This is a genomic window from Solibaculum intestinale (genome assembly GCF_040096205.1).
Classification (GTDB): Bacteria; Bacillota; Clostridia; order Oscillospirales; family Acutalibacteraceae; genus Solibaculum_A; species Solibaculum_A intestinale.
Window position 1 is genome coordinate 96,844 of the sequence record NZ_JBBMFD010000002.1, and the last position, 25,397, is coordinate 122,240.

The window sequence follows — 25,397 nt, forward strand, 5'->3', positions numbered from 1 at the left end:
TACATTAGGCGTTGGCCGCTTCAAATTCCTTCATAAAGGCGACCAGCTTTTCCACGCCCTCGGTGGGCATGGCGTTATAGATAGAAGCGCGCATCCCGCCGACCGAGCGGTGGCCCTTGAGGTTCACAAACCCGGCGGCAGCCGCTTCCTTGACGAATTTTGCGTCCAGTTCCTCATTGCCGGTAACAAAGGGAACGTTCATCAAAGAACGGTCTTCCTTGACCACGGTGCCCTTGAAGAGCTTGGAGGAATCCAGGAAGTCGTAGAGAAGCTTCGCTTTGTTCCGATTGATTTCGGCCATCTTTTCTAAGCCGCCCACGTCGTCGCGTAGCCATTTGAGCACCAGGCCGAACACGTAGATGGCGTAGCAGGGCGGGGTGTTGAACATGGAGCCGTTGTCCGCATGGGTCTGGTAGTTGAACATGGTGGGCGTAATATCCCTGGCGTGCCCAATCAAGTCCTCCCGGATGATGACGATGGTAAGGCCGGCCGGACCGCAGTTTTTCTGAGCGCCTGCGTAAATGACGCCGAATTTGCTCACGTCCACGGGTTCAGACAAAATGCACGAGGACAGGTCCGCTACCAGCGGCACGTCGCCGGTTTCCGGCAGTGTTTGATACTTGGTGCCGTAAATGGTATTGTTCATGCAGATGTGGAAATAGTCCGCCTCTTTATCGAAGGTGGAGGGGTCGAGCTTCGGAATATAGGAAAAGGTCTTGTCGGCCGAGGACGCGACCACATTTACCTTGCCGTAACGGCCACCCTCCGCCGCCGCCTTCTTGGCCCACTGGCCGGTGATGACGTAATCGGCCTTGCCCGAACCGTTCATCAGGTTCAGCGGCACCATGGCGAACTGGGAGGAGGCGCCGCCCTGTAAAAACAGCACCTTATAATTGTCCGGAATCTGCATGATTTCACGCAGATCCGCCTCAGCGGTCTTGATAATGTTGTCGTAAACCTTGGAGCGGTGGGACATTTCCATCACCGACTGGCCGGACCCCTGATAATCGAGCATTTCACTGGCGGCGGTTTCCAGAACCTTCTCGGGAAGAATGGAAGGCCCTGCCGAAAAATTGTACACTCTGCTCATGGTGATTACCTCCATACTGATGTGTTCCGCGTCTTCGGATGGTTTCCAAAAATACCGCAGGAAAGGCGTCGCGGGCGCGAAACGATATTACTTATCATTTTATCGGTTTCGGCATCTTTCGTCAATCCATTTTCCAATGTTTTTGAACCTATTGTCACAAAAATAACAAAGATGTAGGATTTGCCTATGATTTTTGAGAAAGAAAATTGGAATTTGTGTGAAAGGCGGGAATAGGGTTTGCATAAAGCTGGGAGTAATGGTATAATGAATACACTTATATGGGAACTGGATGGCAATATTTGTGCGGTATGCTGCCGCTGGTCGGCATAAGAACCCGGCGACCGATTTTGTCCAAGGCAACTGAAATGGGAGGAAGCTGTATGAACGTTCGCGATATTATGGAAATCCTGGAGGCCGACATTATTTGGGCCAGCGAGACGGGGCTTGACGCCGAGGTGCACACCGCCTGCGGCAGCGATATGATGAGCGACGTGCTGGCCTTTGTCAAGGACCAGTCGGTGCTGCTGACGGGGCTGGTCAACCCACAGGTGGTACGCACGGCGGACATGATGGAGATGCACTGTATTGTATTTGTACGCGGCAAAGTGCCGGACGATTCCATTATCGAACTTGCCAAGGAGCGGGACATCGTACTGCTCAAAACGCGGTTTCGCATGTTCACCGCCTGCGGCCGTCTCTACCAGAGGGGGCTGAGGGGAGGCTGCGAAAAGGAATGAGCCAAGCGTTACACCTGCATTATGATGTTCCAGGGGACGACTTTACCCGGGCAGGGGAGGCGTCCGGCGCAGTCAAGCGCAAATTAAAACAAATGGGCTTCAATCCGTCCGCCATCCGGCGGGTGGCCATCGCCATGTACGAAGGGGAGATCAACATGGTCATCCACGCGGGCGGCGGCGAGGCGGACGTGGAAATCGTGCCGGAAAAAATCAGCATTGTGCTCACCGACCATGGCCCGGGCATCCCGGACGTGGAGCTTGCTATGAAGGAAGGGTGGTCCACCGCCCCCGACCATGTACGTTCTTTAGGGTTCGGCGCGGGCATGGGTCTGCCCAATATCAAGAAATACACCGACGAAATGCGCATTGAAACCGAAATCGGCAAAGGGACGAAGGTGTTTATGGTGATCCTCGTCCAGTAAGCGGGGCCTTTTCCAGAGAAACGAGGTGATTCCGATGGATCGATTTTTTCATTCGGTGACATTGGATAAAGAGAAATGCAAGGGCTGTACCAACTGCATCAAGCGCTGTCCCACCGAAGCCATCCGGGTGCGAAACGGAAAGGCGGTCATCACCCCCGAACGGTGCATCGACTGCTCGGTGTGCATCCGGGTGTGTCCTTACCATGCGAAAAAGGCAAAGTCCGACCCCATGGACATCATCAAAGCATACAAGTATAAAATCGCCTTGCCCGCCCCGGCGCTATACGGGCAGTTTAACAATCTGGACATCATTGACATTGTGCTCACCGGGCTTAAGCGGGTGGGCTTTGACGAGGTGTTCGAGGTGTCCAGAGGGGCGGAAATGGTGTCCGACGCCACCCGCCGGCTGATGGCACAGGGGACGCTCCTAAAGCCGGTCATCAGTTCGGCGTGTCCTGCCATCGTGCGCCTGATCCGGGTGCGGTTCCCGGATTTGTGCGCCCATGTGCTGCCGCTGCGGGCGCCCATGGAGACGGCGGCGCGCTTAGCCCGCAAGGAAGCCATGGAGAAAACCGGCCTTCCTTCGGAAGACATCGGGATTTTTTTCATCACCCCCTGCGCGGCCAAGGTGACCGACATCAAGGTGCCTATCGGCATCGAGGCGTCGTCGGTGGACGGGGCCGTCGCCATCAGCGAGATTTACCCGCAGCTGGTGGGCTGCATGAACAAGGTGGAGGAGCCGGAGGCCATTTCCAACTCCGGCATCATCGGGGTCAGCTGGGCCGGCATCGGCGGCGAGGCGGCGGCCTTGTTAAACGAAAAGCATCTGGCCGCCGACGGTATTGAAAACGTCATCAAGGTGTTGGAGGACCTGGAGGACGAACGCTTAAGCGAGCTGGATTTCATCGAGCTCAACGCCTGCCCAGGCGGCTGCGTGGGCGGTATATTCACGGTGGAAAACCCTTACGTGGCCCAGGCGCGCATCCAGCGGCTGCGCAAATACCTGCCGGTGTCCTGCAACCATCTGCCGGGAAAGCAGGTGCCCGCGGAGATGAAGTGGACCGGCGAGCTGGAGTTTGCGCCGGTTCTCAACCTGGCGGACAACATCGAGGAAGCCATGAAGCGCATGAGCATGGTGGAGGAGATCACCGACCGGCTGCCGGGGCTTGACTGCGGTTCCTGTGGGGCGCCCTCCTGCCGGGCGCTGGCGGAGGACATTGTGCTGGGAGAGGCGAAGGAAAGCGACTGCATCTTTAAAATGCGGGAAAAAATCCAGCGCATCGCCGACCAGCTGATTGAAATGGAAGGCTATTTGCCAAAAAACCGGGAGCCGGGCGGAGAGGAGAACGAACCATGACGGTGGCGCAGATGACAACGGTTTTGAATTTGAAGGTGCTGGCAGGAAGGCAGAGCATGGAGCGCCTGGTGGCGGGCGGCTACTGCGGCGATTTGCTCAGCTGGGTAATGGGCCGGGCCAAGGCGGACGACGTGTGGATCACGGTGATGGGAAACTTAAACGCCATCGCGGTGGCGGTGCTGGCCGACGTGTCGTGCATCCTGCTGTCGGAAAACGCGGCCCTGGACGAGGACGCCCGGCAAAAGGCCGAGGAGGAAGGGGTGACGGTGCTGCAAAGCGACCGGTCCACTTATGATCTGGCGGTAGCCATCGGAAAGCTGCTTTCATGAACGCGAAATACGATTTTCACATTCACTCGGTTCTTTCCCCCTGCGGCGACGAGGACATGACGCCCAATAACCTGGTGAACATGGCGGCCTTGCAGGGATACGATGTGATCGCTCTGACAGACCACAATTCCTGCCTTAACTGCGAGGCGGCCATGAAGGTGGGAGAGCGGGCGGGAGTCCTGGTGATCCCGGGGATGGAACTGCAGACGGCGGAGGACGTGCATATGGTCTGCCTGCTGCCCGACCTGGAACGTGCCCTTGCCCTGTCAAAGCTGGTGCGCGAGGCCATGCCGCCTATTCGAAACCGCCCGGAGGTGTTCGGCCCTCAGCGGATATTAAATGAAAACGACGAGCAGGTGGGAGAGGAGGAGATCCTCCTGGTCAACTCCTGCCGGTACTCCATTCTCGAGGCGGTCCGGCTTGTGCGGGACCTGGGCGGCGCCTGCTTCCCGGCCCATATAGACAGGCAGAGCTTCAGTATCCTGTCTTCCTTGGGGGAAATCCCGCCGGAGGCCAGGTTTACGGCGGCGGAGGTGAGCGCCGGGGGAGATGCGCCTGCTCTTTGGAAGGCCCATCCGATTCTGGAAGGTATGCACATGCTGCGGGATTCAGACGCCCATTATCTCGAACAGATGCCGGAGGCGAAACCGGCTCTGCCGGTCTCCCGATTGACGGCGGGGGAAATCATTGCTATAATCAATCAAAAGCCCCAGCGCTAGCATCCAGGTAAGAACGCGTTCTTACCTGGATTTTTCTAAGCGCCTGGGAAGAGCGGCCGGGGGAAAAGCGCATCGCCGATTTCCGGCCCGGATGCAGACATGTACCGGCTTTTGGGGAAAAGGTACAACGGTGCTTTGTTTTTCATGGACGTTTGTGATCCCTAAGAGGCTGGGATTGCCGCGGGGATGGGGCATAAGATGGCACGAAAGGCTTACAGGAGCTCGGTAAGACCAGCCGGTTCAAGCGAGGCGGGCGCGGCAATTGTGTAAGAACGGATAAAGGCCGGCGCTTTGCGCCCCTGGAAGCCGGTATCCCATTGAAACGGAGGAAAACGGATTCATGCAGACCTTGGAACTCTGGTGGGACGCACTCGGCGGCGTACTGCCGCTTCTTTTCTTTTTCCTGTTGCTGGGAGTACTGGCGGTGATCCTGCTGGTTTCCCTGCCGCCGGTTTTCCGCCGCCGGCGAGAACGAAGGCAGGAAGAGGAGGAGGCTTACGACCTTGGGCTTCGCACTCTGCCATACGAGGTGAACCGGGATTTTCTCACCCCGGCCGAGCGGAGGTTTTTCCTGGCGCTTCAAACCTATATTGACGGCAGGCTTGCCCTGTTTGCCAAGGTAAATCTGCGGGACGTATTCAAGGTGAGCCGGTCGGCCGGCCAGGAGACGTTGAGCTACTTTAACCGCATCAACCGCAAGCATGTGGATTTTCTCCTGTGTGACCGCAAGACCTTTCTCCCCTTATGCGGCGTGGAGCTGGACGACAGCACCCATCAGCGGGCCGAGCGCAAAGAGCGGGATAAGCTGGTGGACCGGGTGTATGACAACGCGGGACTTCCTTTGTGGCACGCGGCCATCGAGAAGGAATACACGTATGCGTATTTTGAAGAGGCCCTGGGCTTTCTGTTTGAAGATGAGGAAGGGGAAGACGGCGAATGAGAGGAAAACGAAAACTGCCTCCCATCGGTATGCGGATCATCAAGTCGGCGGTGGCGGTCTTTTTGTGCTTCGGGGTCTATCTGCTGCGGGGGCAGGGAATGCCCTTTTATTCGGCCATCGCGGCGGTGCTGTGTATGCAGCCCTATGTGTCAAACAGCATCAAGGTGGCTCTCAACCGGACGGTAGGCACCTTGATCGGCGGCATATTCGGCATGGTGGTGCTGCTTTTCGAGCAAAGCTGCCTGCCGCGCGACCTGCCGGTTTTGCAGTATACGGTGATTTCCCTGGTCATCATCCCGCTGATTTATGTGACGCTGCTGGTCAAAAAGTCCACCGCCTCCTACATCACCTGCGTGGTCTTCATGAGCATCACCGTTTCCCACGGGGCGGACGTGAACCCTTACCTGTTTGCGGTGGACCGTATGGTGGATACCCTCATCGGCATCGCCGTGTCATTGGGGGTAAACGCCTTTCACCTGCCTAGGCGGCGGGACAAGGAGGTACTGCTGGTGGCGGAGGACGCGGCTTTGTTAAAAGACGGGGCGCTGCCCTCTTACTGCAAAGTAAAGCTCAACCAGCTGCTGGGACGGGGAGCAGGCGTCACTCTGTCCACATCCCGCACGCCTGCATCTCTTTTGCAAGCAAGTGCAGGGTTGGAGCTGACGCTGCCGGTCATCGTCCTGTCCGGTGCGGCGCTGTACGACGGGAAAACGAAAACCTATGCCCATCTGACCCCTCTCGACCAGGATGCGGCCGAAAAGGTCCTCTCCGTTCTTGACGAGCATGGGCGGACCCCCTTTGTTTACACGGTGATTCATGAGGTGCTGCACATTTTTCATGGGGATTTTACTGCCGCCGAGGAAGAGGACTTCTATCATTCCCAGCGCATTCTTCCCCATCAAAGCAGCGTATATGGGTCCCCTCCGGAAGACGCGCCGCCCTTATGCATGGTGACCTTGGACACCAGGGAAAACACAGCCCGGCTGCGCAGGCGGCTTCAGGAGGCGGAGCTTGCACAAAAGATCCGTGTTTTTGTGCGCCCCGCCCCGGCCCACGAAGGCCTTTGCTTCCTCACTGTGCTGCACGCACAGGCGACGGTGGAAAACGCGGCCGAATGGCTGTGTGAACAAAAGGGGCTGCGGTGGATTTGGCAGGCCGCATGGGACGGGGAGCGCATCTGCGTGACGGAGAAGGGAGAACCCAGCCGGTTCCCCGCAAAGCCCGAGGAAGCGGTGCGGCTGATGGAAAAGCGGTTTCATCAGCCAAGAAAGGAGAAGCCGGCTGAATAAGCCCGGCGGCAAGGGAAGGCACGCGGAAAAGGCCGCTGTGGTTTGCCCTGTCCGCTTTCTTTGTATCAAAAAGGCCCGGCAGCGATTTGGTCGCTGCCGGGCCTTTTGCTGATTTGATTAGTTTTGCTTTTGCATATCGTTTCTGCGAATAACGTTTCGCTGGATTTTGCCGCTGATGGTTTTGGGAAGCTCGTCCACATATTCCACCACGCGGGGATATTTATAAGGAGCGGTAACCTTTTTGACATGATCCTGAAGCTCTTTTGTCAGCGCGTCGGAAGGGGTAAAGCCCCGGGCCAGCACCACCGTGGCCTTGACGATCTGGCCGCGAATGGGGTCGGGTACCGCCGTGATCGCGCATTCGAGCACCGACGGGTGCTCTAAAAGCGCGCTTTCCACCTCGAACGGACCGATGCGGTAGCCGGAACATTTGATCACGTCGTCGTTGCGTCCGACAAACCAGTAATATCCGTCCTCGTCCCGCCAGGCCATGTCGCCGGTGCAGTACACTCCGTCGTGCCAGCAGGCTTCGGTGATCTCCGGGTCCTTCCAGTAGCCGCGGAAGAGGCCGGTGGGATGGTTTTTGTCCGTGCCGGTGATGCTGATGGCGCCGGTCACGCCGTCCTCACATTCATTGCCGTCCTCGTCGAGAAGCTTGATGCCGTAAAGAGGCGCGGGCTTGCCCATGGAGCCGGGGCGCACCTTGATCCAGGGAAAGTTTGCCAGCAGCACGGAGGATTCCGACTGGCCGAAGCCCTCGTGCAGCTCCAGCCCCGTGAGCTCCTGGATTTTTTTATAGACTTCGGGGTTTAACGGCTCGCCCGCGATGCTCGCGTGCTTAATAAAGCTGAAATCGTACCCGGACAGGTCTTCTTTGATCAAAAAGCGGTAGATGGTGGCCGGGGCGCAGAAGGTGGTGGGCCGAATGCGCTGGATGGCTTCCAGCATGGAGTGGGGTTTGAACTTCTCCGTGTCGTAAGCGCCGATGCAGGCGCCGCAAATCCACTGGCCATAAATCTTACCCCATGCGAACTTCGCCCAGCCGGAATCGGTCTGGGTCATGTGGATTTTGCCGTCCTGCACGCACTGCCAGTATTTGGCCGTGACGATGTGCCCCAGCGGATAGGCATAGTCGTGCCACACCATCTTGGGCATACCGGTGGTGCCGGAGGAAAAATAGATGAGCATGGGATCGCTGTTCTGGGTGGCCTGGGCTCCGGTGGGCCGGGCAAACACGTCGCTGGCGGCGTAGAGCTCCTTGCAGAAGTCCACTAGGCCCTCATGGGGATGAGTGCCCACCGTGGCGATGGTTTCCAGAGTCTCGCATTCGTCCACGGAATTCTTAATATGGTCGAGAACCACGTCGTCGTCCACACAGACGATCATCTTCACCTGTGCCCGGTTGCAGCGATAGACAATGTCCTTGGGCGTGAGCTGGTAGGTGGCGGGGATACATTTGGCGCCCAGCTTCATCAGAGCCACCATGCACATCCACACTTCCGGGCGCTGCTTCAAAATGAGCATCACCACGTCGCCCTTTTTAATGCCATGGGCGGCGAACACGTTGGCCGCCTGGTCGCTGTGACGCTTCATGTCCCCGAAGGTGAAGCGCTTCATGTCCCCTGCGTCATTGGTCCACACCAGCGCTGGCTTTTGCGGGTCCAGCCGTGCCCATTCGTCCACAATGTCATAGGCGAAATTGAAGTTCTCCGGGACATTGCAGGTATAGTTTTCATAAAAGTCCTCATACGAATTGAACTCGGTACGAGGACAGTACCGCTTTAATAATTCACTCATATTCGTTCCCCACAATTATTCTTGGATTACCGTTAGAAAGGTTGCCGGAGCCCCCACCGCGGTTTGGGAATGGGGAAGCTGCGGGTCAAAATAGATGCAGTCTCCTTCATTCAGAACATACTCGCGCGAGCCCACGGCTACCTTGACGGTGCCTTTGAGTACATAGTTAAACTCCTGGCCGCCGTGAACGGCCAGAGGCGGCGTTTCCTTGGACGGATCAATGTTCACAAGCAGCGGCTCCATCACACGGCCCTTGAAATTGTAGGCCAGGGAAGAAAAGTCGTAGCCTGGGAACCGTTCCACATCCACGCCCGTGCCGGCGCGCACCACCGACGCCTGCTCCATGCGGGGCGAATCGCCCGTGATGAGCACCGTCATGTCGGTATGGAGCACCGCCGCGATCTTATAAAGCATGCTGATGGGAATATCCTGTTCGCCGCTCTCGTATTTCTCATAGGTCTCCAGCGGAACTTCTACCATACGGGCCATATCGGAAACCCCAATGTTTAAAATTTCGCGCAGCTCCCGGATTCTTGCGGGAATCTGTTTGAGCTCCTCATGCACAAGACCACATCCCTTCTTAAATTTAGACTTACCAAACGCCGCGGCAATGCGGTTGCGGCCACGGTGGTTAACTTTTATTATAACAGATTCTTTCCCTTGTTAAAAGGCCGAAATGGGAGAAAAACGGTCCCGCATGCAGATTTTTCCCGAAAAAGAAGGAAGATTGAGAAAACGGCTTTCTATTGCCAAACAGCAGCGGTATTGATTGGGAATACCGCTGCCCGTCGAGGGGGGAAACAAAAGGAAAACGGCAAAAAGCCCCCGGCGCAGCAAAGCGTCGGGGGCAGAACCAAGCAAACATTAGCTGAGGGTCGCGTCAGAGGCAAGGTCTTCGTAAGCGGGATACTCGTTTAGATTGGGCGCGGTGATGGTCACCGGCTGGCCCGGGTTGTTGTAGGTAACCGTTGCGTCATACGTCATTTCCATTTCCCCGGTCATGACGCCGCTGCTCATGGCGTCCATGTCCGCCGTGCAGGTGAACTGGAGAGTCTGCTCGTGGATGTAGCCGTCCTTGCCGATGAGGAAGGACACGTCCACATCGGAAAATTTCAGGTTCATGCCGTCCAAGTCCACCGGAGAGCTGCTGTCGCTGTTTTGCATGGTGCTTCCCATAGCGTCTTTTAAATAGCTTTGAATCGCGTCCGCGGAAACAGTCACCCGATACCGGCTGCCCTCTTTCTCGGACGTCGCCATGGATTTCAGAATGGCGCTTTCGTCGAACTGCAGAATCTGGGTGCTGACCTGATCCGTTTGTTCCTTGAGCTGGTCAATGGGAAGCGCCATTTTATATTTGGTTCCCTGGGCGTCGTAATAGGCGACGCCGTCGGCATAATAGACGTGCATATCAATGGATTGACCCAGCAGCGCCATGTTCAGCGCCATGTCCATCACTGGGGAACCGCCCGAATGATCTGCCTTCATGGTACCGGATACGGTGGTTTGAAATGTGGAGCCGGCGATACCCATGGACATTTCCATGTTTACATCCGCATCCATTTGCCCGAGTGCATTGGTTTTCGCCGCCGCCTGCACATACTGTTCATAGACGTCCGGGGTGCAGCCGCTGAGTGAACTCATACAAAGGCAAAGCACCAGCGCCAGAAAAAGCAGGCCCAACCGTTTCTTTTTCATAGTAACCCCTCTTTTTTCTGTTCCAAGGAACGAATTTGTATCTTTAGTATAGTAGGGTACCGGACAGGACACAAGCAAAAAAAGTTCCTGTTTCTGCATAAAAACTGTGCTTTTTTCATAAGTCGCGATCCTTCGGCAACGCTGCGGTTTGTGTGTTTGACGGGTTGATGTTTGCGGCCATGGCCGATATAATAAGGAAAAAAACATTCCCATGGAAAAGGCATGGGAGGAATGGAGCACGGTATGGAGAAAAGCGGCATGGGCAAAATTAGAGAGAAAAAAGGATTTCTCTGCGATATGGACGGCGTCATCTACCACGGCGACCAGGTGCTGCCGGGCGTGACGGATTTTATTGATTGGCTTTACCGGGAAAATAAAAACTTTTTGTTTTTGACCAACAGCTCGGAGCGCACGCCAAGAGAGCTGTCCCAAAAGCTGTCCCGGATGAATCTCAACGTGGACGAAAGCCATTTTTACACCAGTGCTCTGGCCACGGCGGAGTTTCTGAGCAACCAGATGCCTGGCTGCAGCGCTTACTGCATCGGCGCGGCGGGCCTGCTCAACGCCCTTTACGAAGCGGGCATCACCATGAACGAGGTCAATCCCGATTATGTGGTGGTGGGCGAAACACGCAGCTATAATTTTGAGAGCATCGTCAAGGCAGTGGAACTGGTACGGGGCGGCGCAAAGCTCATCGGCACCAACCCCGACCTGTCCGGGCCGGTGGAAAACGGGATCATTCCCGCCTGCCGGGCGCTGATGTCCCCGGTGGAAATGGTGACCGGGTACAACGCCTATTATATTGGTAAGCCCAATCCTCTGATGATGAAAACCGGTCTGCGGCTTTTGGGCTGCGCACCGGAGGACGCTGCCATCATCGGCGACCGGATGGATACCGATATCGTTGCAGGCATCGAGTCGGAGATCGACACCATCCTGGTTCTTTCCGGTGTGACCAACCGGGACACCATCCGCACCTTCCCCTACCGGCCCAAGCATATTTTAAATGGAGTCGGAGACATTGCCCGGGAACTATAAGTTCACATATTTACCAATAAATCTAAAAATTTCTTCTTATATCTTTGGACGATCGGCGTACACTATGACTGCAAACGCAAAAGAAAATTTTCAAATCAAGTTAAGGAGTGTATTACGATTATGTCTAACCGTTCTAATCATTTAGTAGTGCCGGAGTGCCGCGAGGCCCTCAACAAGTTTAAAATGGAATCCGCCAGCGAAGTGGGCGTTAACCTGAAGCAGGGTTACAACGGCGACCTGACCTCCCGTCAGGCTGGTTCCGTCGGCGGCCAGATGGTCAAGAAAATGATCAAGGCTTACGAGGATGGCATTAAGAACAACGGCTAACCTGCTGTTTTCTGAAATCTAGGATTCTCATGAATCCGAAATAAATGCGCGGGGACAATCTGGTGTTGTCCCCGCCGTTTTTTTGCCTTGCCGTACTACGGGCCGAAACATAGAACGTCCGCATCGCAAGAAACGATTTTGTGAATAAAAAATCACTTTCCTTGCAGGGAGAAAAAGGCGCCGCTTCATAATTTGGTCTTGCTAGAAACGTGAGAAAATGCTATGATATTGGAAATATGGGGTGAAAAAGGACGTTTGTTGGCGGATTTGCGCCCAAAAACAAAAGACAGGGGGCAAAGTACGGCAGACGTCGAAAATGAAATTTGAGGTGAGCGGTCTTGACAAACAGACATTTGATCGATCTGAGCAGCATGTCCCAGGCAGAGCTGTCCGAGCTTTTGAACCTGGCGGGGGAAATCCGCCGGGTGCCGGGGCGGTTTGCGGAAACCTGTCATGGGAAAATCATGGCCACCTTATTTTATGAGCCCTCCACCCGCACCCAAATGTCCTTCCAGGCGGCGATGCTGCGGCTGGGCGGGCGCATCATCGGGTTTGACGACCCCAACAGCTCCTCGGTTGCCAAAGGGGAGAGCTTAAAGGACACGGTCCGGGTGGTCAGCGGCTACAGCGACATCCTTGTCATGCGTCATCCCAAGGCGGGCGCCGCCAAGGCTGCGTCTTTGTATTCCCGGGTGCCGGTGGTCAACGCCGGGGACGGCGGGCACCTGCATCCCACCCAGACCCTCACCGATTTGGTCACCCTCAACGAGGAAACCGGACGGCTGACCGATTTGTGCATCGGCTGCTGCGGAGACCTGAAAAACGGACGCACGGTCCATTCCCTGATCAAGCAGATGTCCCGGTATCCGGGCAATTCCTTTGTGCTCATTTCCACTCCCCAGCTGGGAATTCCCAGCTATTTGAAGGATTATATGGACGCCCGCGGCGTCCAATACACGGAGCTGCCTACCCTCGAGGAGGCTATGCCCCTTCTCGACGTGCTGTACATGACCCGCATCCAGCGGGAGCGGTTTTCCTCGGCCCAGGAGTACGAACAGCAGAAGGGGGTCTATGTGCTTGACCAGCGCAAGCTCAAAAAGGGAAAGAAAAGCCTGCGTGTTCTCCATCCTCTGCCCCGGGTGGACGAAATCACCGTGGAGGTGGACGACGACCCCCGTGCGATCTATTTTGAGCAGACGGAATACGGTATGTACGCCCGCATGGCGCTGATTCTTACCATGTTGGAAGGGAGCGAGCGCCGGCTGGAGCCATGTCCCAAATCCACCCATGACCATCGCTGTCAGAACCCCAACTGCATCACCGGGCAGGAAGCATATCTGCCCAGGCTTTTCTCCGGCGGCGGGGACATGCTCACTTGCGACTTCTGCGACGAACGGATGCTGGTGGAATGAGCGAAAGACTGGTTTTGGCGCTGTTTGGATCGCCCAGGAAAACCGGGCCCACAGGCCGGCTGTTCGATGCGTTTATAAAGGAGCTGCCCGACGATGCACGGGTGCGGGAGTTCGACGCGTTTTCCATGAAAATCGCTCCGTGCAACGGATGCGGCGGCTGCGAGAAGACCGGCAACTGCGTGCTGCGCGACGATATGGATGAGGTATACGAAGCGATGGAGACGGCGCACGGAATTGTGATCGCCACCCCGGTGTATAACCTTTCCTTTCCCGCTCCCCTCAAGGCGGCGGTGGACCGGATGCAGTGCTATTGGAGCCGCCGGTTTTTATTAGGGATGCGCCCGCCGGTGAAGAAGCCGAAGGTGGGAGCGCTTTTGCTGGCGGCGGGCTCGGTGGAGAAAAGCGGGACGGACGTTTTGGAACGGCAGACCAGCATGCTCATGAGCGTGCTTCACTGCCGCCTGACCGCCTGCGTTCCCTTTGTGGGAACCGACCAGACGGACGCGGCCGACCGGGAGAAAGCCGCCCTTTTGGCGGCAAAACAGGCGGGATACGCTTTTTTTGCATCTCGATAAAGCAGCAACCGGCTCGCAAAAAACAGTTTTTTGCGGGAGCGGCTGCCTTTTTCTCTTTAGGATAAAAACCCAATCAGGGGTACGGCTTTCCACAAAGGAAGGCCGGCCCGGCGGACAGGGAGGCGGTTCGAATGGACGGCGGTTTGCTTACCACACTGGAACAGCGTTCGCCCACCTTTTCCAAGGGACAGCGGCGGATTGCAACTTATATTACCGAGCATTACGATAAGGCGGCCTTTATGACGGCGGCCAAGCTGGGCGCCACCGTTGGAGTCAGTGAATCGACGGTGGTTCGATTTGCCATGGAGCTGGGGTTCGACGGATATCCCCATTTGCAGAAGGCCATGCAGGAAATGATCCGCTCCAAGCTCACGTCCTTGCAGCGCATCGAGGTGACCGATACCCGCATCGGGTCAGAGGACATCATTTCGAGCGTTTTGTCCCAGGACATGGAGAACCTCAAGCACACCATGGAGGAAACCTCCCGGGAGGAGTTCGCCCAGGCGGTGGAAACCATTGCGGGAGCCAGGCGGATCTACATCATCGGGGTCAAGAGCTCGAAGGCGCTGGCGGTGTTCTTGAGTTATTATTTCAATTTGATGTTCGATAACGTGGTGCATGTGGATACCACTAGCGAGACGGCGATTTTTGAGCAGATGCTGCGCATCAGCGAACGCGACGCGGTCATCGGCATCAGCTTCCCCCGGTATTCCAAGCGCGCCACCAAGGCGCTTCGCTTCGCGGCCGACCGGGGAGCCCGCGTCATCGCCATCACCGATTCCCGCCGTTCGCCTTTGGCCCAGCGGGCCGGGCAGGTGCTGCTGGCGCGAAGCGACATGGTTTCTTTTGTGGATTCCCTGGTAGCGCCGCTTAGCTTATTAAACGCCGTCATCGCCGGGGTGGCCATGTCCCGCAGGCAGGAGGTCAGCGATACGTTCGAGGAGCTCGAACGGCTGTGGGAGGAATACCAGGTATACGAAAAGCGGTGAGCGCGGTCGCGGCGGTTTCCTTGGAGCGAGGAGGAATTGGAATGGAATACGATGTGATTGTCATTGGCGGGGGCGCCGCCGGACTCATGGCGGCGGGGACCTGCGCCAAGGGCGGCCTTCGCACGCTGGTGCTCGAGCGAAACGAGCGCCCGGCCAGAAAAGTGATGATTACCGGCAAGGGCCGGTGCAACGTGACGAACGACTGCGACGCCCAGGATTTCATCAAGGCCGTGCCGGTGAACGGCCGCTTTCTTTACAGCGCGGTAGCGAATTTTACGCCCCAGGACACCATGCTGTTCTTTGAGAACGAGGGGCTCCCCTTAAAGACCGAGCGGGGAAACCGGGTGTTTCCAAAATCCGACCGGGCGGTGGATGTGGTGGATACGCTGACCCGGTTCGTGACCAAAAACGGCGGGGAGATCCGGCAGGGCAGGGCCCAGAAGCTGCTTTTTGACCGGGTAGGTGTCTGCGGGGCGCAGACCGAGGACGGAGAGAAATATTATGCGGACGCGGTGCTTGTGAGCACGGGCGGCCTGTCCTACCCGGCGACCGGCTCCACCGGCGACGGCTATCAGCTGGCAAAGCAGGCGGGGCACACGATAACGAAGCTAAAGCCTTCCTTGGTGCCTTTGGTGGCAAAGAACGATTGGTGCAGAAAGGCCCAGGGCCTTGCGCTGAAGAACATAGCGGTGCGGGTGTTCGACAATGGTAAAAGCCGCACGGTGTACGACGATTTCGGCGAGCTGCTTTTTACCCATTTCGGCCTGTCCGGGCCGGTGATCCTCAGCGCCAGCTCCCACATGCGGGAGATGGAGCCGGGGCGGTACAGCGTCATCATCGACTTAAAGCCCGCTTTGACCCTCCCTCAGCTGGACGCCCGGCTGCAGCGGGATTTCGAGAAATATTCCAACCGGGATTTTGCCAACGCCTTGGGCGACCTCTTGCCCAAAAGCTTGATTTCGGTTATCATAAAGCTGAGTTTAATTCCTCCGGAGGAGAAGGTGCACCAGATTACCCGCGGCCAGCGGCTGCAGCTGGCGGAGCTTTTGAAAAACCTGACGGTGACCATCGAGGACTTTCGTCCCATTGAGGAAGCCATCGTCACCTCCGGCGGGATAAATACCAAAGAAGTCAACCCCAAGACCATGGAATCCAAGCTGGTGCGGGGGCTGTTTTTTGCGGGCGAGGTGCTGGACGTGGACGGGTACACCGGCGGGTTCAATTTGCAGATTGCTTTTTCCACCGGCCGTCTGGCGGCCGGGGAAATCCTCGAACGCAAGGGAAAAAATCCCACGAAGTAAGGAGAGAGCCGAAGATATGACAGCGGTTGCAATCGACGGGCCCGCAGGCGCGGGCAAGAGCACCATCGCCCGGTCGGTGGCGAAGGAGCTGGGGTTTATCTATGTGGATACGGGCGCGCTGTACCGGGCCATTGGGCTGCATGCGCTGAAAAACGGAGCGGACCCGAAGGTGCAGGAAGAAGTGGGGCCGCTTCTTTCCGGGCTTTCGGTGCGCCTGTGCTTTGTGGACTCGGAGCAGCGGGTGCTTTTAAACGGCGAGGACGTGAGCGAACAAATCCGCACGCCGGAGGTTTCCATGGCGGCGTCGGGCGTGTCCGCCCTCAAAAGCGTCCGGGAATTCTTGTTTGAGCTGCAGCGGTCCATGGCGGAGGAAAATGACGTGGTCATGGACGGGCGGGACATCGGCACGGTGGTGCTTCCAAACGCCCAGGTGAAAATTTTCCTTACCGCTACTCCAGAGGAACGCGCGAGACGGCGCCATCGGGAGCTTCTGGAAAAAGGAGCCCAGGTTTCTTACGGGGAAGTCCTTGCCGATTTAAAGAAGCGGGATTACGACGATTCCCATCGGGCCATCGCGCCCTTAAAGCCAGCGCCGGACGCGGTGGTGGTCAATACCACCACGTTAAGCCTGCAGGAATCCATCCAGATGCTGCTGGGAATCATAAGGGGGAAGTTGAAATGACGCCGTTTTACCGGTTCGCTTTTTCTGTGGTTAAGCCGCTGGCGTTTCTCTTTTTCCGGCTGCGTCTGATCGGGCGGGAGAATATCCCCGAATCGGGCGCTTTGATGCTTTGCTCCAACCACCGCAGCTACTGCGACCCGGTGTTCGTGGGAGTGGGGCTTAAACGCCAGGTGCATTTCATGGCGTACGACAAGCTGTTTCACGGCTGGTTCGGCAAACTGATTACAGCTTTGGGCGCATTCCCGGTCAACCGGGAATCCACCAGCGCCCAGACGGTGCGCAGCGCCTTCGACGTGCTGGAAAACGGGGAGGTCATGGGCATTTTCCCGGAAGGGACCCGTTCAAAGGACGGCGCTCTTTTGAAAGCCAAGGCGGGCGCGGTGATGATCGCCTACCGGGCCAACTGCCCCATCCTGCCCGCCGCCATCATTGCAAAGGGAAAGGTGCGCCCGTTTAAAAAGCACACGGTGCGGTATGGGAAGCCGGTCACCCCCCAGGAGCTGGGGATCACCACCGGCTCGGGCACGGAGATCCGGGCCGCCAGCCGGGAGCTGATGCGCCTCATCGGCGAGCTGATGGAGGAAGGATTTTGAGTATTACCGTGGCAAAAACCGCCGGGTTCTGCTTTGGCGTGAACCGGGCGGTCAATCTGGTTTATGAGCTGCTAAACGAGGGCAAGCGGGTAGTGACCTTAGGCCCGATCATCCACAACCCCCAGCTGGTGGAGGAACTGGAACGCCGGGGTGTGCGTATCGTAAAGCATCCGGAGGAAGCGCCGGCGGGAAGCACGGTGGTCATCCGTTCCCACGGGGTTCCTGCTCAGGTGCTGCGCCGGGTGGAGGAAGCGGGCGTGGCCTGCGCCGACGCTACCTGCCCGTTTGTGGCGAAGATTCACCGGATCGTGGCGAGGGAATCGGCGGACGGGCGGCTGGTTTTGATCGCGGGGGACAAAAACCACCCCGAAGTGGAGGGGATCCGCGGCCATTGCGCGGGGGTTTCTTTCGTGTTCAAAAACGCCGGGGAACTGGAGCAATTGGCCATTTCCATGTCAACAGAAGAAAAAAAACGCGTTTCCATCGTGGCGCAGACCACTTTTTCGTTAAATGAATGGAGAAATTGCATCAAAAGTGCAAAAAAGGTCTATACAAACGCCAAGATTTTTGATACAATATGTAGTGCCACGTCCAGACGTCAAAATGAGGCGGAGGAGCTGTCTTCCCGCTCCGATTTGATGGTCATTATTGGCGGCCGCCAAAGCTCTAACACAGCAAAGCTGCGCGACGTATGCGCGGCCAACTGCGATACCATCCTGGTGGAAACCGCGGGCGAACTGCCGCGGGAACCCATCCGGAAGGCGAAAAGCATCGGCGTTACGGCGGGCGCGTCCACGCCTGCCAGCATCATAAAGGAGGTACTATTCGCCATGTCCGAAATTCTCAACAACGAGCCCGAGAAGGAGCTCGAACAGACCCCTGAGGTTAAGGTGGAGGAGACCGTGGAAACGCCCGAGAAATCCTTCGACGAGATGACCTTTGAGGAAGCGCTGGAAGCGTCTTTCAAAAATTATAATACAGGTGAAAAGGTGCACGGCGTTGTCGTTTCCATTGCGCCCAACGAGGTGCAGGTCGATGTCGGCAGGAAACAGGCCGGTTACATCCCGGCGGACGAGCTTTCCAACGACCCCAACGCCAAGCCCGAGGATCTTGTGAAGGTCGGCGACGAGTTGGATCTTCTCATCATGCGCACCAACGACCAGGAAGGCACCATCATGCTTTCCAAGCGCCGTTTCGACGCCATCAAGGGCTGGGAAGAAATTGTCAAGGCCAGCGAGGACGATACGGTGGTGGATGGAAAGGTCGTGGAGATCATCAAGGGCGGCGTGCTGGCCGTCTCCAACGGCGTGCGCGTGTTTATCCCGGCTTCCCAGGCGACCCTGTCCCGCAACGAGCCGCTGGACGGCCTGCTGGGTAAGGAAGTCAAGTTCAAGATCATCGAGGTCAACCGCGGCCGCCGCCGCGCGGTGGGTTCCATCCGCAAGGTGGCAAGCGAAGAGCGCAAGAAGCTGGAAGAGAAGTTCTGGGAGACGGCGGAGGTCGGTCAGAAGTACACCGGCGTCGTCAAGTCCCTGACCTCTTACGGCGCATTTGTAGACATCGGCGGCGTGGACGGCATGATCCACGTTTCCGAGCTCTCCTGGAGCCGCGTCAAGCATCCCTCCGAGGTCGTCAGCATCGGCGACACGGTAGAGGTGTATATTAAGGAAATCGATCCGGAGAAGAAGCGCATTTCTCTGGGCTACCGCAAGGAAGAGGACAATCCGTGGGAAATCCTCAAGAAGGATTACCCGGTGGGAACCGACTGCGATGTGACCATCGTGGGCCTGACCACCTTCGGCGCCTTTGCCCGCATCATTCCGGGCATCGACGGCCTGATCCACATTTCCCAGATCGCCGACCGCCGCATCGAGAAGCCCCAGGATGTGCTCAAGGTGGGCCAGGTGGTCCGCGCGCGCATCACGGAGATTGACTTCGAGAAGAAGCGCATTTCCCTCTCCACCCGCGTGCTGATCGAGGAAGGCCTTGCGCCGTCCCCGTTCGCGGATGAGGAGGCGCAGGAGGCTGCTCCGGCTGAGGAAGCGCCTGCCGCGGAGGAACCGGCTGCGACCGAGGAATAAGAGACAAAAGAAAAGGGTTGCCGTACTCGTACGGCAACCTTTTTTTGCTTGAGAAGGGCGATCAGACAAGAAATAGTGGCTAGGGCAGCTCCCGGATATCCGTATGCCCAAGCAGGTATTCCATGCTGCATGCATAGAAATCAGCTAAGCGTACCAAGGCTGCCAGCTTGACCCGCCCGGTCCCTTCTTCATACCGCAGGTAGGTTTTCCGCGTAATCCCGGCGGCAAGGGCTGCCTGGGAGGGCGTCAGCCCCCGCTCCTGCCGCAGTTCTTTGAGCCGCGTTTGCATCCTGGTTCACCTCCTTTTCCGTCTGCATCGTACCATATGGAGCAGCCCTTGTGGAAAATTGACGAAGTGTTGACGCAAAGATGACGCAGAATTCCATTAGGACGCCCGGATTTGCAATCGAGCGGTAGCGTCTATCTGCTGGAAATCCCGTGACCGGCACGATATTTCCATACGCTTGTTTTGCCGAACGCTGGCAATTTTATTTGGATTATGGTATAGTAACAGCGAACCCTTATCCACCTGTAATCGAGAGAAGGAGGAGAAACCCCATGCCTTACGAGGTTTATAAAGCCGACCCGGCACGGTACGACACCATGCCCTTTCGCCGCTGCGGACGCAGTGGACTGATGCTGCCGGTGATTTCCTTCGGCCTGTGGCAGAATTTCGGCACCGTCAACCAGTACGACAACTGCCGCCAGATGCTTCTGCGCGCGTTTGACCTGGGCATCACCCAGTTTGACCTGGCGAACAACTACGGTCCCCCCTCCGGCGGCGCGGAAGAGCTGTTCGGAAAGGTGCTCCGGGAGGACTTTAAGCCTCACCGGGACGAGATGGTGATTACCACCAAGGCCGGTTACAAGGGGTGGGACGGCCCTTACGGGGACCATGGCTCCCGCAAGTACCTGATTTCCTCTCTGGACCAGAGCTTAAAGCGGATGGGCCTGGACTATGTGGACATTTTCTATCACCACCGCCCCGACCCGGACACCCCCATTGAGGAAACCATGGGGGCGCTGGCGGACATTGTCAAGTCCGGCAAGGCGCTGTATGTGGGCGTTTCCAACTATACCCCCGAGCAGACCAAGGAAGCCTCCCGCGTCATCCGGTCGATGGGCGTGCCGCTGACCATTCAGCAACAGCGCTACCACATGCATTACCGGGACATTGAGGACGGGCTGCTGGATGTGGTGGAAGAGGAAGGCATGGGCCTGGTGGCGTTTTGCCCGCTGTTCCAGGGCGTGCTCACCAGCCGGTACCTGGGCGGGGTGCCTGCCGATTCGCGCATCACCCATCCGATGAACGGTTCCATCGGGCAGAATGTGGTCACGGAGGAGCTCATCGAGAAGTCGAGAAAGTTAAACGTCATCGCCGCCGAGCGGGATCAGACCCTGGCGCAGATGGCGCTTGCGTGGGATCTGCGGGACAGGCGGATGACCTCGGTGATCATCGGCGCGAGCCGGGTTTCTCAAATTGAGGAAAACGTCAAGGCAATCGAAAACCTGACCTTTACCGAGGAAGAGCTCAACAGCATCGACGACATTTTAAACGGCGTGGTGTAAGCTGCGAAACCGAGTAACAGCCGGGCAGAGAACCCTGTGCGACAGCAAGGTTCTCTGCCCGGCCTTTTTTCGATATATGCCCGCAGGTGCGAAAGCCCGGCAGCATCGCTGCCGGGCTTTTTTGTCAAAAAAACCAGGAGATTCCGACGGCATTTGCAAAAAGAGCGGCGTTACAGCCCTGCCCGCTGCGTTCGTTTGGAAGCGGCGGCTTTTTTCTTTTCCCGGGAAACCGCCGCCCGAAGGCGGGAAGCAAAAAACGGGGTTTTGCGGCTTAAAAGGGCGGCTTTGGCAAAAGGGCATGCATGTTTTCCCGGAAAGCCGTGCACAATAAAACAAGAATGCGCCGATTGGGAGAAGTTCCAGGCGCTTTTTATGGAAAGGAAGGGACGGCCATGGAAGATATGCAGAAAAAGGCCCACTTTCGAAATAAAACGCCGCTTTTTAACCAGGTCTGTGCCAAGCTTCAGAAGAACAGCGACTTTCGCGTGCGGCCCATCCTCATCGGGCAGCGGTTTCAGGGCGCGTTCGTGTTTCTCGACGGGATGATCAATTCCGGGCAGATGAGCGAATTGGTGATGCGTTCTTTGGTGGAGTACCGGTTCGAGGCGGATGCTACGGTGGAGGACCTGTACACCTATATCGATTCGGGCGGCATCTACTGCCCGGACCAGAAAAAGCAGACCGAAGCCGACGTGATCATCAATCAGATGCTCACCGGCAGCGCGGCCTTGTTTTTCGACGGCGCCGCCGAAGCCTATACCTTTGAGATCAAGTCTACCTTTGTACGCAGCGTGTCCGAGCCCACCAATGAAAACATCACCAAAGGCGGCAAGGACGCGTTTGTGGAACGCTGGCTCATCAATACCGCCTTGGTGCGCAGCCGCCTGCATTCGCCGGATATCGTGGTGGAAACGGTGACGGTAGGGCGCCAGTCCAACACCAACATCGCCGTGGTGTACCTGCAAAACACCGCGAACCCAGATTTGGTCCAGAAAGCCAAGGACTGCCTTTTGGGCATGGACGTGGATTCCATCGCTTCCCTGGGCATCGTGGAGGAAGCCCTGTGCGGGGACGACAATTCCATCTTCCCTCAGGTCACCAACACCGAACGTCCCGACTCCTTCTGCGCCGACATCAACGAAGGCTACATCGGCATCATCATCGACGGGTTCCCTTTTGCCCTGCTGGTGCCCGGGAGCCTCCTGCAGCAGATGCAGGCTCCCGAGGACTACGCGCGCCATCCGGTGTTCGCCTCCGCCATCCGGGTGCTGCGGTTCTTGCTTATGGGCGTAACCCTGCTGCTTCCCGGCTTTTATGTCTCCATCCTGTCCTATCACCAGGAAATGCTGCCTTCGCGGCTGGTACAGTCCATTATGAAAGCGCGGCTGGAGGTTCCTTTCGATGAGCTCATTGAAATGCTCGTCATGCTGGTGGCCTTTGAGGTGCTCATCGAGGCGGGCCTTCGCATGCCCAAAAACATCGGGCAGGCGGTGTCCATTGTGGGGGCGCTGATCGTGGGGGAAGCGGCGGTCAGCGCAAAGCTTATCTCACCGGCGGTGGTCATCGTGGTGGCCATTACCGCCATTGCGTCCTTTACCCTTCCCAGCCAGGATTTGAGCAACGCTGTACGGGTGTGGCGTTTCGTGCTGCTGCTGTTCAGCGGGGTGCTGGGCCTGGTGGGCCTGGTGCTGGGCGCTATTTTGCTCACCCTGCGCATTTGCAGCCTGGAAGTGTTGGGCGTGCCCTATATGGCGCCGATCATCGGAGGCCACACCAAAACCAAGGACAGTTATTTCCGCCGTCCCTTCCTGCAGGATCAAAAGCGGCCGGAATTTTTGGGAAATCAGAACAAGACAAGGCGGAGGACAAAAGGATGAAACGAAATACCAAGGCACTCATCGGCAGTTTGTTCCTCTTTGCCCTGGTGTTTTCCGTAAACGCCGGCAGCAAGACAAACCTGCCTCAGCGGGAGGAACTGACCCGCAAAACTCTGGTTCAGGCCATCGGAGTGGATAAGCTTTCCGACGATGCCATGCGCGTGACGTTTGCCCCGGCCATGAGCCGGGACCAGGAAAGCCTGCAAGGATCCACCGAGGAGATCAACAACGTGGTCATCAGCGACGGGAAGACTTTCTTTGAGGCGCTCAAAAAGGCGCAGACCTTCATGAGCAACACCGTTTATTTGGGACAGGTGGACCTGATCGTTGTGGGAGAGGAAGCGGCCCGGGAGGACCTGGGCAAATACATTGATTTTGTCACCCGCGACCAGGATATGCGTATGAGCCTTCATATCGTAGTGGCCAAAGGCGCGACGGCGGAAGAAGTGCTGCGCTGCAACAGCGACGACGGAGCCACTTCTTTTGAAACCATTCAATCCCTCCTGTTGGACGCAGGAGAAATGTCCTACTCGAGTGAAATCCAGCTGCGCCAGGTGGTGCAAGCCACGGAAGAGGAAACGCTCGATCCCATTTTACCAGCGGTGACCATTGCCAAAAAGGAAGACGGTACCGGCGGGGCCGCCACCATCTCTATAGAGGGGTACGGTGTCTTCCAGGATACGAAGTTGCTGCGCTACCTGGAAAAGGACGCGGCAAAGGCCTATAATCTGCTGACCGGCCGGTTTGATAATTCGGTGGCGGTGTTGTCTGTAGAGGGCATCGGGACGCTGTCGGCCCAGCTGCTCAATGCAAGCGTGGACCTTTCTGTCCAAGAGAAGGATGGAAAGCCGGCCTTTACCTTCCGGGTTGGCCTGGCTGCCAACATCACCGAGCGGGTCGGCATGGATGGAAGCGCCAAGGCTCAGGAACTGCGCTTTACCGAGGATACCATGCAGCAGCTGGAGGAAAACCTTTCCGGCCAGCTGAAGGAGGAGATGGAATGGGTGGTCGCCCAAGCGCAGGCGGACGGGGTGGATTATCTGGGCCTTTCGGACCATCTCTACCGCAGCGATCCGGATTGGTGGGACAGGGTGAAAGACGAGTGGGAAACGCTCTATCCGACGTTGACGGTAAATGTGGAACTCGAATCTCAGATTCTGAGCTTTTATACGGTCAATCAAGGTCTCAGCATGGAAGAATGAGCGGATAGGAGGAACACCCAATGACTATATTTTTGTTGACCCTCGCAGCGGTGACCGGCTTTGACCTGTGGAAGAATTGCGGAAAGGAAAAACGGGCGGTAATCACCTATCTGATCTTTGCCTTGCTGGCGCTGGGGCTTGGCGTCGCCTATTTCCTCAACCCCACACAAATGAGTCTGACCCGTCTGCTGCTGGGCTGATGCCCCCATTGCTTCAATAAAGGTGTGAGCGGAAATGAATGAAAAAAATACCCTGTCGGTGCGGCAGATGTTCGTGCTGTTTTTGCTGTTTCTGGGGGTACCGTCCCTGCCGCTGCTGGTGCCGGAAGCGGCCCATATCGGAAAAACGGCCTCTTGGCTCATCCCGCTGGCGGGCGGCCTCCTCTTTTTGCCTCTTTTCTTCCTGTATGGGTACCTGGTACGGCGCATGGGAGAACGGGGGCTGTCGGAGGTGTTCTGCCAGGTATTCGGCAAGCCGGTGGGAATGGCGGTCAACATCCTCTACCTGCTGTGGGGGACCCTGCTGTGCGCTTTTTACCTGCGCCAGTTCGGCGAACGCATCATCACCACCATTTTTACCGAAACGAGCATCGCCGTTTTCCTGGTGGTCATGCTGTTTGCGGTCCTCTATACGGTTAAGCTGGGGCTCAAATCCATCGCCCGTGCGGGAACCCTTTTCTTCTTTGCCATTGTAGTGGTTTATGCGATCTGTTACGGAGCGCTGAGCCAATCGGTGGAGACAAAAAATCTGACCCCGGTTTCCTGGCAGGATACCCTGCCGGTACTGGGCGGCGGTGTGATTATTACCGCTGTCCTTTGTTACATGGTGATTTTCCTCTTTTTCTCGGACAACCTGCGGGACCGGCACCGGTTCCAAAAGGGAGGCCTGATCGCCGTCGGTATTCTTTCCGCCTTTCTGGTGCTGGCGGTAGCAATTCCGGTGGGTCTGTTCGGACATGAGGCGGTTTCCAAGATGAGCTTCCCGTTCTTTGCCGCTGCGAAGAGCGTATCCCTGTTCGGTACCATCGAGCGGGTGGAAGCGGCCGTGGTGGCGGCGCTGACGGTGGGGGACTTCGTTATCGTCACCCTTCTGGCTTTCTTATGTCTAAAGCTTACCAGCTTCGTTTCCGGCGCCCATAAACCCAATGCCTACGCAAACGTCTTCGTCATTCTGGTGTTTGTTCTGTCTCTGGCGATCGGCAGCAACACACTGGAGCTGCGACGGCTGTACACCCAGTTGATTTTACCGGTAAATCTGGTGATGGGAGTGGGAATCCCAATCCTGTTGCTGTTAACGGGAAAGCTGCGCAAAAAGCTGTAAATGCAATGCGCTTGTTTTTAGCAGGAGGTAGGGGAAGGAAAGCCCGAGGCGAGCCG

26 protein-coding genes are annotated in these 25,397 nt (G+C 57.1%); 21 read left to right on the forward strand and 5 right to left on the reverse strand.

Annotation, left to right across the window (positions count from 1 at the left end; translation table 11 throughout):
• Positions 1-4: 4 nt before the first annotated feature.
• Complete coding sequence (serC, locus tag WMO26_RS02640) at positions 5-1,090, reverse strand: 3-phosphoserine/phosphohydroxythreonine transaminase (protein ID WP_349217981.1); 1,086 nt, start codon at positions 1,088-1,090, stop codon at positions 5-7.
• Between the two features lie 380 nt (positions 1,091-1,470).
• Here serC and WMO26_RS02645 point away from each other — a divergent pair, with 380 nt between their 5' ends.
• The 7 genes from WMO26_RS02645 (at position 1,471) to WMO26_RS02675 (ending at position 6,883) form a co-directional block, all read left to right on the forward strand.
• Complete coding sequence (locus WMO26_RS02645) at positions 1,471-1,827, forward strand: DRTGG domain-containing protein (RefSeq protein ID WP_349217982.1); 357 nt, start codon at positions 1,471-1,473, stop codon at positions 1,825-1,827.
• The gene (locus tag WMO26_RS02650) at positions 1,824-2,249 is read left to right on the forward strand and encodes an ATP-binding protein (protein ID WP_349217983.1); all 426 of its coding nucleotides are present in this window, start codon (positions 1,824-1,826) and stop codon (positions 2,247-2,249) included. The genes WMO26_RS02645 and WMO26_RS02650 overlap by 4 nt, the downstream gene beginning before the upstream one ends.
• A 34-nt stretch (positions 2,250-2,283) precedes the next feature.
• Positions 2,284-3,606, forward strand: coding sequence for a [Fe-Fe] hydrogenase large subunit C-terminal domain-containing protein (locus WMO26_RS02655; RefSeq protein ID WP_349217984.1), 1,323 nt, complete (start codon positions 2,284-2,286; stop codon positions 3,604-3,606).
• Positions 3,603-3,935, forward strand: a complete 333-nt coding sequence (locus WMO26_RS02660) for a DRTGG domain-containing protein (RefSeq protein ID WP_349217985.1) — start codon at positions 3,603-3,605, stop codon at positions 3,933-3,935. Before WMO26_RS02655 ends, WMO26_RS02660 begins: the two co-directional genes overlap by 4 nt.
• On the forward strand, positions 3,932-4,654 hold the full coding sequence (locus WMO26_RS02665) for a PHP domain-containing protein (protein WP_349217986.1): 723 nt from the start codon (positions 3,932-3,934) through the stop codon (positions 4,652-4,654). Before WMO26_RS02660 ends, WMO26_RS02665 begins: the two co-directional genes overlap by 4 nt.
• A gap of 340 nt (positions 4,655-4,994) precedes the next feature.
• Positions 4,995-5,594 carry a DUF2726 domain-containing protein gene (locus tag WMO26_RS02670; protein WP_349217987.1) on the forward strand — a complete coding sequence of 200 codons (600 nt, stop codon included), beginning with the start codon at positions 4,995-4,997 and terminating at the stop codon, positions 5,592-5,594.
• Positions 5,591-6,883, forward strand: coding sequence for an FUSC family protein (locus tag WMO26_RS02675; protein WP_349217988.1), 1,293 nt, complete (start codon positions 5,591-5,593; stop codon positions 6,881-6,883). Before WMO26_RS02670 ends, WMO26_RS02675 begins: the two co-directional genes overlap by 4 nt.
• A gap of 117 nt (positions 6,884-7,000) precedes the next feature.
• Here the strand turns inward: WMO26_RS02675 and WMO26_RS02680 are convergent, their stop codons facing one another.
• The 3 genes from WMO26_RS02680 to WMO26_RS02690 form a co-directional block, all read right to left on the reverse strand.
• Positions 7,001-8,680, reverse strand: coding sequence for an AMP-binding protein (locus WMO26_RS02680; RefSeq protein WP_349217989.1), 1,680 nt, complete (start codon positions 8,678-8,680; stop codon positions 7,001-7,003).
• 15 nt (positions 8,681-8,695) lie between these two features.
• Entirely contained in the window at positions 8,696-9,244 is a 549-nt protein-coding gene (locus WMO26_RS02685) for a helix-turn-helix domain-containing protein (RefSeq protein ID WP_349217990.1), read from the reverse strand.
• A gap of 300 nt (positions 9,245-9,544) precedes the next feature.
• Entirely contained in the window at positions 9,545-10,375 is an 831-nt protein-coding gene (locus tag WMO26_RS02690; protein ID WP_349217991.1) for a DUF6612 family protein, read from the reverse strand.
• 258 nt (positions 10,376-10,633) lie between these two features.
• On the opposite strand from WMO26_RS02690, the gene WMO26_RS02695 reads away from it, so the two are divergent.
• The 9 genes from WMO26_RS02695 to WMO26_RS02735 all read left to right on the forward strand — a co-directional run bounded on the left by WMO26_RS02695 (position 10,634) and on the right by WMO26_RS02735 (position 19,373).
• Positions 10,634-11,413 carry an HAD-IIA family hydrolase gene (locus WMO26_RS02695; RefSeq protein WP_349217992.1) on the forward strand — a complete coding sequence of 260 codons (780 nt, stop codon included), beginning with the start codon at positions 10,634-10,636 and terminating at the stop codon, positions 11,411-11,413.
• Positions 11,414-11,533: 120 nt separating this feature from the next.
• Positions 11,534-11,740, forward strand: coding sequence for an alpha/beta-type small acid-soluble spore protein (locus WMO26_RS02700; protein WP_349217993.1), 207 nt, complete (start codon positions 11,534-11,536; stop codon positions 11,738-11,740).
• A 338-nt stretch (positions 11,741-12,078) separates the two neighbouring features.
• Positions 12,079-13,152: an aspartate carbamoyltransferase gene (gene pyrB / locus WMO26_RS02705; protein ID WP_349217994.1), complete on the forward strand. Its 1,074-nt coding sequence runs from the start codon at positions 12,079-12,081 to the stop codon at positions 13,150-13,152.
• Positions 13,149-13,727 (forward strand): flavodoxin family protein, encoded by a 579-nt coding sequence (locus tag WMO26_RS02710; RefSeq protein WP_349217995.1) that lies wholly within the window; start codon positions 13,149-13,151, stop codon positions 13,725-13,727. Before pyrB ends, WMO26_RS02710 begins: the two co-directional genes overlap by 4 nt.
• A gap of 131 nt (positions 13,728-13,858) precedes the next feature.
• Complete coding sequence (locus WMO26_RS02715; RefSeq protein ID WP_349217996.1) at positions 13,859-14,716, forward strand: MurR/RpiR family transcriptional regulator; 858 nt, start codon at positions 13,859-13,861, stop codon at positions 14,714-14,716.
• Between the two features lie 41 nt (positions 14,717-14,757).
• The gene (locus WMO26_RS02720; protein ID WP_349217997.1) at positions 14,758-16,017 is read left to right on the forward strand and encodes a BaiN/RdsA family NAD(P)/FAD-dependent oxidoreductase; all 1,260 of its coding nucleotides are present in this window, start codon (positions 14,758-14,760) and stop codon (positions 16,015-16,017) included.
• Positions 16,018-16,033: 16 nt separating this feature from the next.
• Positions 16,034-16,699, forward strand: a complete 666-nt coding sequence (cmk, locus tag WMO26_RS02725; RefSeq protein ID WP_349217998.1) for a (d)CMP kinase — start codon at positions 16,034-16,036, stop codon at positions 16,697-16,699.
• Complete coding sequence (locus tag WMO26_RS02730) at positions 16,696-17,292, forward strand: lysophospholipid acyltransferase family protein (protein WP_349217999.1); 597 nt, start codon at positions 16,696-16,698, stop codon at positions 17,290-17,292. Before cmk ends, WMO26_RS02730 begins: the two co-directional genes overlap by 4 nt.
• Complete coding sequence (locus WMO26_RS02735) at positions 17,289-19,373, forward strand: bifunctional 4-hydroxy-3-methylbut-2-enyl diphosphate reductase/30S ribosomal protein S1 (protein ID WP_349218000.1); 2,085 nt, start codon at positions 17,289-17,291, stop codon at positions 19,371-19,373. Before WMO26_RS02730 ends, WMO26_RS02735 begins: the two co-directional genes overlap by 4 nt.
• A gap of 79 nt (positions 19,374-19,452) precedes the next feature.
• On the opposite strand, the gene WMO26_RS02740 is transcribed toward WMO26_RS02735, so the two are convergent.
• Complete coding sequence (locus tag WMO26_RS02740; protein ID WP_349218001.1) at positions 19,453-19,662, reverse strand: helix-turn-helix domain-containing protein; 210 nt, start codon at positions 19,660-19,662, stop codon at positions 19,453-19,455.
• Positions 19,663-19,931: 269 nt separating this feature from the next.
• On the opposite strand from WMO26_RS02740, the gene WMO26_RS02745 reads away from it, so the two are divergent.
• From WMO26_RS02745 to WMO26_RS02765, 5 genes are all read left to right on the forward strand, one after another.
• Entirely contained in the window at positions 19,932-20,942 is a 1,011-nt protein-coding gene (locus tag WMO26_RS02745) for an aldo/keto reductase (protein ID WP_349218002.1), read from the forward strand.
• Positions 20,943-21,334: 392 nt separating this feature from the next.
• On the forward strand, positions 21,335-22,819 hold the full coding sequence (locus WMO26_RS02750; protein ID WP_349218003.1) for a spore germination protein: 1,485 nt from the start codon (positions 21,335-21,337) through the stop codon (positions 22,817-22,819).
• Positions 22,816-24,021, forward strand: a complete 1,206-nt coding sequence (locus tag WMO26_RS02755; RefSeq protein WP_349218004.1) for a Ger(x)C family spore germination protein — start codon at positions 22,816-22,818, stop codon at positions 24,019-24,021. The genes WMO26_RS02750 and WMO26_RS02755 overlap by 4 nt, the downstream gene beginning before the upstream one ends.
• 20 nt (positions 24,022-24,041) lie before the next feature.
• Entirely contained in the window at positions 24,042-24,221 is a 180-nt protein-coding gene (locus WMO26_RS02760) for a hypothetical protein (protein WP_349218005.1), read from the forward strand.
• 34 nt (positions 24,222-24,255) lie between these two features.
• The gene (locus WMO26_RS02765; RefSeq protein ID WP_349218006.1) at positions 24,256-25,341 is read left to right on the forward strand and encodes a GerAB/ArcD/ProY family transporter; all 1,086 of its coding nucleotides are present in this window, start codon (positions 24,256-24,258) and stop codon (positions 25,339-25,341) included.
• Positions 25,342-25,397 lie beyond the last annotated feature (56 nt).